Here is a 3,214-nt window from a genome sequence, read left to right on the forward strand (position 1 = left end):
CATTCGGTTTTCACAGGTTTTTTCGAACTTTTTTCACACCAACCTCGATGTAGTTGTGGCAAGGCTTATAATCCACTGAGACGTTCATCTAACTGAAGGGAGGTGGTGTGAATGAACAAGCTCGCCATTATCGAGGCCAAGGGAACCGAGAGGCTAAAGCGTGGTTTCGCCAAGATGGTTAAGGGTGGCGTTATAATGGACGTCACCAACGCCGAGCAGGCCAGAGTTGCCGAGGAGGCAGGAGCGGTCTCGGTCATGGCCCTCCACAGGGTTCCGGCTGACATCAGGAAGGCCGGTGGGGTCGCGAGGATGGCCCCTATAGAGAAGATACAGGAGATAATGGATGCGGTGACGATCCCGGTCATGGCAAAGGTCAGGATAGGTCACGTCGCCGAGGCGAGGATCCTCGAAGCTCTCGGCGTTGACATGATAGACGAGAGTGAGGTTCTAACGCCCTCTGACCCCTACTTCCACATAGACAAGAGAGAATTCACCGTTCCGTTCGTCTGCGGTGCGAGGAACCTTGGCGAGGCCGTGAGAAGGATATGGGAAGGCGCCGCTATGATAAGGACGAAGGGCGAGGCAGGGACTGGCAACATAGTTGAGGCGGTAAGACATGTTCGCCTCGTCGCCGAGGGCATAAAGCAGATACAGGCCATGACCGATGAGCAGGTCTACGGTGTTGCCGAGAAGTTTGCCGAACCCTACCTCAGGCTGTCCCTCGATGTTAAGGAAATCGCCGGCCTTCCTAGGAACGTCCTTGAAAACGAGCCCGTTTACGGCCACTATACCTACCACGAAATAGTCGAGGGGCTCTACAAGGTTCTCCTTGAGATAAAGAAGCTTGGAAGGCTTCCCGTTGTTAACTTCGCAGCTGGTGGGGTTGCCACACCGGCCGATGCAGCTTTAATGATGCAGATGGGCATGGACGGCGTCTTCGTCGGCTCCGGAATATTCAAGAGCTCCAACCCACCGAAGATGGCTAGGGCGATAGTTGAAGCTGTAAACCACTGGGACGAACCGGACGTTTTAGCGGAGATAAGCAGGGACATCGGCGAGCCCATGCACGGGCAAGAGATAGAGCAGCTTGAAGTCCGCCTTGAGGAGAGGGGCGTCTGACCCTCCTTTTTTGTTTAACCTGAGGTGGTCAAGGTGGTCAAGGTAGGCGTCATTGGCCTCCAAGGAGATGTAAGCGAGCACATCGAAGCTTCAAAAAAAGCCCTCGAAAACCTCGGCGTTTCCGGGGAAGTTATCTGGCTCAGAAAGAGGGAACAGCTTGAGGGAATTTCGGCGATAATAATCCCCGGCGGCGAAAGCACGACCATCTCAAGACTGATGCTTGAGAACAGTCTTCTTGAACCGGTCAGGAAGCTCGGCGAAGAAGGACTGCCGATAATGGGCACCTGTGCCGGCCTGATAATGCTCTCGAAGGAAGTGATAGGGGCCACCCCTGAGCAGAAGTTTTTAGGTCTCCTCGACGTTAAGGTGAACAGAAACGCCTACGGCAGACAGGTTGACAGTTTTGAGGCACCGGTAAAGCTTGCCTTCAGCGACAAGCCCTTTACCGGGGTCTTCATCCGCGCCCCGAGGATACTTGAGCTCCTGAGCGATAAGGTAAAGCCGATAGCATGGCTCGGCGACAGGGTTGTCGGTGTCGAGCAGAACAACCTGATAGGCCTTGAATTCCATCCTGAGCTGACCGATGACACGAGAGTCCACGAGTACTTTTTGAGAAAAGTCCTTTGATTAGCATTTCTATGTTAAGCTTTTTCCCGAAAGACTTTTATTTTTGTCCTCTTTATGTTGACAAGGGAATAGGATGAGCAAGCTCAGGAAGGTCGTCTGCCCCTACTGCGGCTTCGGATGCAACCTCCTCATAGACCCGGAAACGCTAAGGATAAGGCCTTACCATGGAGAACCAAACAGGGGAAAGCTCTGTCCCAAGGGCCTCCGCGCTACCGAGGTCGTGACTTCTAGAGACCGGCTCAAGAGGCCACTTAAGAGGGTCGGCTCAGCGATGGTTCCGGTGAGCTGGGGGGTAGCTATAGGGGAGATAGCGAATAAACTTCTTGAGATTAGAGAACTCTACGGGGCTGACGCAGTCGCTTTTTTAGCATCTTCAAAGGTCAGCAACGAAGAAAACTACCTCCTCCAGAAGATGGCAAGGCTTTTCGGCACCAACAACATTGACAACTGTGCAAGGCTCTGTCACGAGGCCTCGGTTCACGCCCTAAAGCTCACCGTCGGAACCGGCGCTCAAACGAACCCCTACGAAGACCTTGAGAACTTTGGGGCGATACTGATCTGGGGTTACAACCCGGCCGAGACTCATCCGGTGGTTATGGACTACATCCTGAGGGCGAAGAGAAAGGGGGCTAAGATAACCGTTGTTGACGTGAGGGAGACGAGGAGCATGGCATTCGCTGACTATAAGCTTGTGATAAGGCCCAAGACGGACGTAACCCTGGCAAACTCGATGATGCACGTGATAATCAGGGAGGAACTCTACAACGAGGACTTCGTCCGTTCAAGGACGAGGGGCTTTTCAGAGGTCAAGATGGCGGTGAGAAAGTACACGCCCGAGTACGCGGAGAGAATGACGGGAATTCCGGCGGAGACCATAAGGGAAGTTGCGAGAGCCTTCGCCTTAGCCGGGAGCGGCGCAATAATGTGGGGCATGGGGCTTACACAGCACGTCTCAGGGGTTGAGAACGTGTTGGCTGTGATAGACATCGCTCTGCTCTTAGGCTACATAGGTGAGCGCGGTGGTCTCTACCCGATGCGCGGGCAGAACAACGTGCAGGGCGCTGCATACATGGGCGCGCTGAGCGAATTCCTTCCAGGCTACGTCCCCCTGAGTGATGAGCGCTTTAGAAAGCGCGTTGCTTCCCTCTGGGGCGTAGATGACCTCCCAACGGAGAGGGGGCTCTACCTGACTGAGCTCTGGGATGAGATAGAGGAGGGCAACCTTAAGGCGCTCTACATCGTCGGTGAGAATCCAGCTGTCAGCGAGGCTGACTTTACCAGGGTGAGGGAAGCCCTAAGGAAGCTCGACCTCCTCGTCGTCCAGGAGGTCTTCCCAACGAAGACGGCTCGCTACGCTCACTATTTGCTTCCAGCTTCAGCTTTCTGCGAGAAGAGCGGGAGCTACATGAACAGCGAGAGGAGGATCCAGTGGAGCGAGAGGGCCTGCGAGCCCTACGTCGACTCAAAG

At 54.6% G+C, this 3,214-nt stretch carries 3 protein-coding genes; all 3 read left to right on the forward strand.

The window, feature by feature from the left end:
* Positions 1–111 precede the first annotated feature (111 nt).
* Positions 112–1,119 carry a pyridoxal 5'-phosphate synthase lyase subunit PdxS gene (gene pdxS, locus MVD07_RS01350; RefSeq protein ID WP_297497599.1) on the forward strand — a complete coding sequence of 336 codons (1,008 nt, stop codon included), beginning with the start codon at positions 112–114 and terminating at the stop codon, positions 1,117–1,119.
* Between the two features lie 33 nt (positions 1,120–1,152).
* Positions 1,153–1,746, forward strand: a complete 594-nt coding sequence (pdxT, locus tag MVD07_RS01355; protein WP_297497602.1) for a pyridoxal 5'-phosphate synthase glutaminase subunit PdxT — start codon at positions 1,153–1,155, stop codon at positions 1,744–1,746.
* A gap of 73 nt (positions 1,747–1,819) precedes the next feature.
* Positions 1,820–3,214: formate dehydrogenase subunit alpha (gene fdhF, locus MVD07_RS01360; protein WP_297497605.1), on the forward strand; the 1,395-nt coding region annotated here is incomplete at its 3' end.

The sequence above is a fragment of the Thermococcus sp. genome (assembly GCF_027008145.1).
Lineage (GTDB): Archaea > Methanobacteriota_B > Thermococci > Thermococcales > Thermococcaceae > Thermococcus.